Source organism: Streptomyces sp. NPDC058464 (genome assembly GCF_042721035.1).
GTDB lineage: Bacteria > Actinomycetota > Actinomycetes > Streptomycetales > Streptomycetaceae > Streptomyces.
In genome coordinates, this window is the sequence record NZ_JBHXMA010000015.1 from 216087 (window position 1) to 223635 (window position 7549).

A 7549-nucleotide genomic window follows, 5' to 3' on the forward strand; every position below is an offset into this window, starting at 1 on the left:
TTTTTTAATTCTTTTGTGGTATAACTTGTTTTTTGGGTGTGTGGTGGGCTGTTTTTTTTTTATAATAGCCTGGCTGGGGGTTGTTCGGTGGCCCGGAGGGTCTCGGAACTCGCCGTGGTCGTCGACAAAGGTGAAGAGAAGCCGGTCCTGATCTTTTTCGTAGAGATCCCGAAGACCGGAGAGCAGCGAATTTCGCTGTGCGATGACGAACGTCATTGGGCCGTCCTGCAATGGGGGAACAGGGGTACGCCAAAAGACCGATCACGCCGGCGAATGACCAGCCAGGCGTTGTTGCACACTCAAGAACGTACGGGTGGTCCAGTCCATTGTCAATGTCGACCGGAACCATCACCTCCACCACTTTGACCTGGCCTTTTATTGGCATTTCGGACATTGGGCGCACAGTCGGCGAGTATTCGACGCAATCTTTCCTGTGCGTTTCCCAAGAAATGAGATGAGCCCTTCGGGGTACACCCGGGCAAGCCTCGACGGTTTTTCAGACATACACCCGTCAATTTTCAGGACTTATCTTTCGCCGTTAAATTTGACACGCGTAAACAGGGCGTGACGATTACCCGACAGAGGTTTGCGAGGGCCTCTGCGCGCCATGTGCGGATCCGGTTCCCGCCGGTCGCTGTGGTTTGTCCCACTGCGGAAGAGCCGAACCGCACCCGGCCGCCCGTCGTGTTGTGGCCACGCTCCCGTGACGGGGGAATCCACGGAAGGTGACCGCATCATGAAGGCTCTGCGTATCGTCCTGATGACCCACGGCACCCGAGGCGACGTCCAGCCGCTGGTGGCCCTCGGCCGGGAGTTCGTCCGGCGCGGGCACACTCCCGTGCTGGCGGTCCCGGCCGGGTTCACCGGCATGGTGCGGGCCGCCGGCCTGCATCCGGTGGAACTGCCGGTGGACTGGCGGGAGTTCCTGACTTCCCCGGCACCTGACCGGAGCTGGGCCACCTCCGGCGACAGCACGGAGTTCCTCGCGGGGCTGCGCACGGTGATGGCGGCCCACACCGCCGACATCGCCCGCACCCTGTACCGGACCTGCGAGGGCGCCGACCTCATCGTCTCCGGCTCGCTGACCGAGGACGTCGCGGTGCTGATCGCCGAGGCCCGCCGGATCCCGCTGGCCCTGCTGCACCTGTTCCCCGTGCGGGCCAACGACGCGGTGCCGAGCCCGTTCGTGACCAGCCGGGCGAGCGCCGGACCCGGCGCCAACCGGAAGACGCACCTCGACTACGAGCGCGCCTCCTGGCAGGTGCGCCGGGACGGCGTCAACAGGCTCCGCGAGGCCTTCGGACTGGCTCCCACGGACCTCTCCTCCCCGCTGCGGGCCCGGATGCTGGGCGCGCTGGAGATCCAGGGCTACAGCGGGCTGCTGGTGCCGGGCATCGAGTGGCCCGCGTACCGCCCGTTCGCAGGGTGGCTGGAACTGACCGGCGAGGACCGGGCGGCGGCGGCCGAACACGGCCTGGACGCCGGGCTGGAGAGCTGGCTGGACGCCGGGGAGGCCCCGGTCTACTTCGGCTTCGGGAGCACGCCGCCGGCCGATCCCGCGGCCGTTCTCGCCACCGTCGAGCGGGCCACCGGGGAGCTGGGGCTGCGCGCGGTGGTGACCGCCGGCTGGGCCGTGCTGCCCGCCGACGCGGTCGGTGACCCGACGCGGGTCCGGGTGCTGGAGGGCGCGGACCTCACCGCGCTGCTCCCCCGCTGCCGGCTCGCCGTGCACCACGGCGGCTCCGGGACCACCGGGTCCGTGGTCCGGGCCGGGGTGCCCTCGCTCGTGGTGTCCGGGACGCTCGACCAGCCGATGTGGGGCGAGCTGGTGCGGCGGCGGGGGGTGGGGCTGCATCTGCCGCGGCACCGCCTGGACGCAGCCGAAGTGCGGGCCGCGCTGGAGCGGTTGGGGGAACGCCGGGTGGTGGAGGCGGCGCGGGTTCTCGGGCGGGCGGTGCGTGCGGAGGGCGACGGGGTGGGGCGGGCGGCCGACCTCGCGCTGGGGTTCGCGGTGCGGGGGCGCAAGCGGAGGGTGTTGGCGCCGACGGGTCGCTTTCAGGTGTGAGTCGGGTGACATCGGGGGGGCGGGCCGAGGTTGTCACTCGGCGGGCAGGCCGGTGGGGGTTGACCGCGCCGTTCCCCGCGCCCCTGACGGGGCGCGTCCGAGCCTCTCCGGCCCGCGAAAGCCTGAAGGAGCCGGTAGATGTCAGGACATACGAAGGCCGGCGGTACGGTCGCGCGGGGTGAGTGCGCGGCCGTACCGCCGGGTGAGCAGGTGGTGCCGGGGGGGACGGCGTGTCAGACCTTCAGGGACACGTATTCCTTGCCCTTGGTGTTCTCGACCACGATCTTGGCCACGTCGTCGATCGGGACGTCCGCCGAGCCGTCGAGGTTGGCGCCCTTGTCCTCGTCGGCGACGACCCAGCTGCCCGCGATCTCCCGGCGGCCGTCCTTGCGCTCGACGATGAGGCGGCAGTGCTCGCCCACCGGGATGCCGGCCACCGAGGCGTTCACCCGGACCCAGGAGGTGGCCGGGGTCACCCGGACCGTCATCCGGCTGCCGGTCGCGGTGCTGGTGCCCGAGGCCATCCTGGTGCCGGCCGGGGGCAGGGTGGCAGGTGCCGAGATCGAGGACTGCGGAGGGTCCGCGACCTCGCCGGTGGTCCCGCCCATGCTCTTTCCGATCAGTACCCCGCCGCCGAGGACGGCCGCCGCCGCGACCGCGGCCACCGCGGCAAGGACGGTGCCACGCCGGCGGACCTCGCCGTCACGTTCGTTGCGCACCTGCCGCAGCGTGCGCTGGAGCAGCAGATCGCCGCCCTCCGGCGGACCGTCGAGGAACGCCTCGGGTGGCACTTCGCCGAGTGCCGACTCCATCTCCCGCAATCCGTCCAGTTCTTCGCGGCATCTGTCGCACGAGGCGACGTGTTCGTCGACGGCGCGCACCTCCTGCTCGTCGAGCGTGCCGAGGACGTAGGCGCCGAGCAGTGCGCTGTCGTGTTCCTTGATGCTCATGCCGCCACCTCCTTCAGCGCGACGAGCTTCGCTGTCGTGGGTCTGTCCTTGTACAGGTCCCTCAGTTGTCTCAGGGCATAGTGTGATCGGGATTTGACCGTACCGGGAGGTATTCCGAGAGACTCGGCGGCCTCGGCGACGCTGCGGCCCTGGAAGTAGATCTCGTTGAGCACGTCCCGGTGGTCCGGGGAGAGCCGGTCGAGGGCCTCCATCACGAGCATCGAGTCCACCACGCCGTCCGCGTGGTCCTTCTCCACCGGGGTGGTGGCCACGGACTCGGCGACCTCGGTCGGCCGCACGGCCTTGGCGCGGTAGCGGTCGGTGATGATGTTCCGGGCCACCGTCAGCAGCCAGCCACGCACCGATCCCTTGCCGTTGAGCAGTGACTCCTGGTTCTTCCAGGCGCGGATCAGGGTCTCCTGGACCACGTCCTCAGCGGCGGCGTGGTCGTTCGTGAGCCGCTGGGCGTAGGCGAGAAGGGCTCTGCCGTGCTCCTCGTACAAGGACCGGATGAGCACCTCGTCGCTCGTTCTCTGCTTGTCCCGCGCGCGGGACCACAGCGCCGCCATCCACTTTCTCCCGTCCTCTCCTGGGCTGACGCGTCACACACGGATGGCAGCCGGAGCCGGTTCGATCTGGTTCGGACTTTTTCCACGGGTCTCGTCGGCCCGGGTCAGGCCGCTCGGCAGTGCCTGCCCTCGTTGAGGCAGTTGACCAGCGCGCCCATCTGACGGTCGGTCATGACGCCGATGAACATGCCGTGGTCGGTACTCGGGTCGCGCTTCTCCTCCGGGAAGGAGTCCACGGCGTAGCGGACGCCGGCCGGCACCGCGTAGGTGAGCGTGATGCGCAACTGCGGGATGGCGAAGGTGGCGTGCGGGCAGACGCCGTCGGCCGTCGGGAACACGGCGTGCGTACGATGGTCGGGGCTGTCGGTGGACAGGCCGTCCCAGCAGCTGGGGAAGTCCAGGGTGCGGGTCGGTCCGCTGCCCTCGGGACACACCGCGTACTTGGTGGTGAAGCGGTCCTGGTAGCCCGAACAGCCCCACTGCGCATGGACGTTGGCGCCGCCCGTGTAGAGCGCGACCGGGTCGCCGGTGACCAGACGCAGGAACCGGGGCATGGCGACGACCTTGCTCACCGGGTTGCCGCGGTACTCGATCACGACCGAGGACGGCGTCAGGATCTGGCCCATGTTGTCGTCCAGACCGCCGCCGACCGCGTGCATGTCGGTGCCCATGCGGTCCAGCCGGCGCAGTACGGGCCAGTAGTACGTGGAACGGTCGCCGCCGACGCAGGTGGTGCGGGCCGCGGCCAGTTCGGTGTTGCTGGACATGGCGTTGGTCGACACGTTGCCCACGTAGTCGTGGATGTGGTGGGCCGAGCCCGTGACACCCGGCGAGACCACGAGGTTGTCGGCGTTGCGGTGGGCGTCGAGATTGCGGCCGCAGTCCTCCGTGTAGGTGCCGGTGGCGGCGTCCGGTCCGATGGCAGGCAGTACGGCCCGCGGGACCGAGGCGATGTCCACGTAGCGGTCGGCGGCGGGTGCGCCCAGGGCCACGGCGGGCCGGCCGGCGGCGATGACGCCGGCCCCGATGACGGCTGAGACGCCGACCGCTGCGGGGACGAGGATTCGGAGTAGACGGGCTCTCAGGCGGAAGAGTCGGATCCACACGCGAGCAGAGTGACAGTGTTGTCCAGACCAATTCAAGTTCAGGCTTGGACTATGACGAAATCTCTACCCAGCTTCGCCGAACCATGGCCGGTTGTTGAACGACGGGTCAGTTGGCGAGCCCGACTCGGCTGAACCACGGGTCAGTTGAAGAGCTGGCCGCGGACCGCTCCGTCCGGGAACTCGCTGGTGTGCAGGTTGGAGTAGAAGCCCGTCGGGTTCTTCTTGATCTGCGCGAGCACCGAGGGGTCCTGGACGCCGACCGTGCCGGAGATGGCGAAGATGTGCTGCGGGACCGGGGTGACGAACAGCGGGATCTTCACGTCGCCGTTGTGGCCGAGCGTGCCCTGGTGGATGTGGCCGGCCAGCGGGGCGCCGATGTTCACCCAGGCCAGCGAGTAGCCGACCTGTCCCCCGGCACCCGGGTACAGGAAGGTGACGGCGTGGCCGTCCGGGTCACCGACCCGCCTGGGGTCCGCGGTCGGCACCTCCTGGCTGCCGTCGGCGAGCGCGCGCAGCTTGCCGCCCCGGATGATGCTCAGCGGGTTGACGGGCTTGGCGAGCGGCCGCAGCTGGCCGCGCACGGCGCCGCCGGGGAACTCCTTGGTGTGCAGGTTCACGTAGAAGTCGCCCGGGTCGGTGCGGAGTTGACGGGCGAGCGCGGCGTCGGTCACCGAGGTCTGGCCGGCCGCGGACTGCACGGTGGACGGCATCTGGGTGGTGAACAGGCCGACCTTCACGTCGCCGTTGGTGCCGGCGGCGCCCTGGTGGATGTGGCCCAGCGTCGGACGGTCGATGCCGTTCCAGGACAGGGCGAAGGTGATCCGGTCGCCCTTGACCTTGACCAGGGCTACCGCCCTGCCGTCCGGATCGCCCACCGCGGGGCCGCCCTTGACCGGGATCTCCTGGTCCCCCGAGAGCTGGGCTATGAGGGAGACGGCGGGCTCGGTCGCCGGGACGGCGGTGGCCGACGCGGCCGAGTCGGTGCCGTGGCCGCCGTGGGCGAGCGCCGGGGAAGTGGCGCCCAGACCGGTGGCGAGCACGGCGGCCGCCACCGTGAGAGACAGCTTGCGCATTTCCTTTTCTCCGTCCGTCCGGGAATTCGGTCCGATGTGATGCCCGAATCACGGGTGGGCGCCGAGGGCGGTTCAATTCAGAACCGCGGTCGGAGATGTCCTCGGAACCGCGGTCGGAGATGTACTCGGAACCGCGGTCGCAACCGTGGGGGAAAACTGAACCGGAAACCCGCTCGGCACGTGTGGGACGCGGGGACGCGACCCCTTCCGATTCACTGCTGAGAGAGGTCACCACCATGCGCGCACGAACGGCTCTGATCGCGATACCGCTGGCTCTGGCGCTCGCCGCCTGCGGCGGCGGCAAGGACACCGACGGCACCGCGAAGGAGGCCGGGAAGAGCGAGGCCATCGCCGTCAAGGACTCCGGTCTGGGGTCCATCCTCGTCGACGGCGAGGGCCGCACCCTGTACGCCTTCACCGAGGACAAGGACGGCGCGAGCAACTGCGACGCCAAGTGCATCGCCGTGTGGCCCGCGCTGACCGGCGACGCGAAGGCGACCGCCGGCAAGGGCGTCCGGGCCTCGCTGATCCGGGAGGCCCGGAAGTCGGGCGGGGCCGTGCAGACGACGTACGGCGGCTGGCCGCTCTACTACTACGTCGGCGACGCGGCACCCGGTGACGTCAACGGGCAGGGCCTGGACGGGCAGTGGTTCGCGGTAGGGGCGGACGGCAAGCTCGTACGCAACGGCGCCTGAGGCACGCGTCTCTGCCACGCGCTCGCGTTGAACCGCCCCGGCCATCGGGGCGTTCCTGGAGCGAGGCACGACACGCCCGCCCGACACCGCCCCCGGAGAGGAGCCCCATGGCCGAGATCGACATGCCCGGAGACGAGGTGGAGCGCCTGGGCACGCTGCTGCGCCGGGTGACCGAGCTCATCGAGACCAGGTCCACGGGCTTCGACGCCGACGCCGTGGGCCGGCCCCTGGTGGACGCCGGCTCCCACTTCGACAAGAAGTGGGGCGACGGGCGCACCCAGTTGAAGCGGAACAGCAAGGACCTCCAGGACGCCTGCGAGGCCATCGTGAAGGCGTTCGCTGACGCCGACGAACAGATGGGCTCGCAGCTCCAGAACACCGACGGAAAACAGTCCTGAGACGGCGACGGCCGGACGACCCAAGGAGCACGGTCCCATGACCAACGGTTCGCAGACCTTCGAGATCTCCGTCCCGGAGAACTGGACGGAGTACGACCTCGGCGGCGACACGCTGGCCGAGCGCCGTGCCGAGATGCTGCGGCAGACCCCGGACAAGCCGACCCGGGACGCCGTCAACCAGGCCTTCCGCAACGCGCGGCGGATCATGGAGGGGGCCCGTCGGCGTGGCGCCGTCTACGCCGCGGGCACCACGACGATGTACGAGGACGGCCTGCTGATGGCCGGCCTGATGGTGTTCAACCTGACGCCGCCGCCCGGCGAGGACTTCTCCGCGCAGGGCCTGGCCAGGCAGTTCTCCGCCTCCGGCGACCGCAAGGGCGAGGGTACGACCCGCACGTTCACCACGGAGACGCTCCCGGGGATCGGGCCGGTCGGACGGCTCGTCGGTATCGAGGAGAGCGAGATCGGCGGCGGGGTGTCGTACAAGGTGGTGGTGATGCACACCGTGGTGCCGGTGCCCGGCAGCGCGAAGGTGCTGATCATCACCTGCTTCAGCCCCAACCTCCCGGTGGCCGACCAGCTGTACGACCTGTTCGACGCCATCACGGGCACCTTCGCCTTCGGCGAGCAGGCACCGGTACCCGCCACCGCGGGCTGACCGCGCACGAGAAGGGGCCCGGCCGTCACCAGGAC

Annotated in this window: 9 protein-coding genes; 4 read left to right on the forward strand and 5 right to left on the reverse strand. The window is 69.7% G+C overall.

All coding sequences use genetic code 11. The features are described 5' to 3' along the window. A partial coding sequence (locus ACFWPQ_RS21485; protein WP_384036863.1) for a hypothetical protein occupies window positions 1–216 on the reverse strand: 216 nt, incomplete at its 3' end. A gap of 520 nt (window positions 217–736) precedes the next feature. Between ACFWPQ_RS21485 and ACFWPQ_RS21490 the strand changes: the two genes are divergently transcribed. Beyond that, complete coding sequence (locus tag ACFWPQ_RS21490; protein WP_384036866.1) at window positions 737–2065, forward strand: glycosyltransferase; 1329 nt, start codon at window positions 737–739, stop codon at window positions 2063–2065. A 233-nt stretch (window positions 2066–2298) separates the two neighbouring features. Here ACFWPQ_RS21490 and ACFWPQ_RS21495 read toward each other — a convergent pair whose 3' ends face one another. The 4 genes from ACFWPQ_RS21495 to ACFWPQ_RS21510 form a co-directional block, all read right to left on the reverse strand. Continuing rightward, entirely contained in the window at window positions 2299–3015 is a 717-nt protein-coding gene (locus ACFWPQ_RS21495) for a zf-HC2 domain-containing protein (RefSeq protein ID WP_384036869.1), read from the reverse strand. Continuing rightward, window positions 3012–3584: a sigma-70 family RNA polymerase sigma factor gene (locus ACFWPQ_RS21500; protein ID WP_384036872.1), complete on the reverse strand. Its 573-nt coding sequence runs from the start codon at window positions 3582–3584 to the stop codon at window positions 3012–3014. Before ACFWPQ_RS21500 ends, ACFWPQ_RS21495 begins: the two co-directional genes overlap by 4 nt. A 104-nt stretch (window positions 3585–3688) precedes the next feature. Next, the gene (locus tag ACFWPQ_RS21505; protein WP_384036875.1) at window positions 3689–4690 is read right to left on the reverse strand and encodes a DUF1996 domain-containing protein; all 1002 of its coding nucleotides are present in this window, start codon (window positions 4688–4690) and stop codon (window positions 3689–3691) included. A gap of 140 nt (window positions 4691–4830) precedes the next feature. Continuing rightward, window positions 4831–5763 (reverse strand): CHRD domain-containing protein, encoded by a 933-nt coding sequence (locus tag ACFWPQ_RS21510; protein WP_384036878.1) that lies wholly within the window; start codon window positions 5761–5763, stop codon window positions 4831–4833. Window positions 5764–5999: 236 nt separating this feature from the next. Here ACFWPQ_RS21510 and ACFWPQ_RS21515 point away from each other — a divergent pair, with 236 nt between their 5' ends. From ACFWPQ_RS21515 to ACFWPQ_RS21525, 3 genes are all read left to right on the forward strand, one after another. Next, window positions 6000–6458 carry a hypothetical protein gene (locus ACFWPQ_RS21515; protein WP_384036881.1) on the forward strand — a complete coding sequence of 153 codons (459 nt, stop codon included), beginning with the start codon at window positions 6000–6002 and terminating at the stop codon, window positions 6456–6458. A gap of 107 nt (window positions 6459–6565) precedes the next feature. Beyond that, the gene (locus ACFWPQ_RS21520; protein WP_361292652.1) at window positions 6566–6856 is read left to right on the forward strand and encodes a hypothetical protein; all 291 of its coding nucleotides are present in this window, start codon (window positions 6566–6568) and stop codon (window positions 6854–6856) included. Between the two features lie 37 nt (window positions 6857–6893). After that, window positions 6894–7514 carry a hypothetical protein gene (locus ACFWPQ_RS21525; RefSeq protein WP_384036885.1) on the forward strand — a complete coding sequence of 207 codons (621 nt, stop codon included), beginning with the start codon at window positions 6894–6896 and terminating at the stop codon, window positions 7512–7514. Window positions 7515–7549 lie beyond the last annotated feature (35 nt).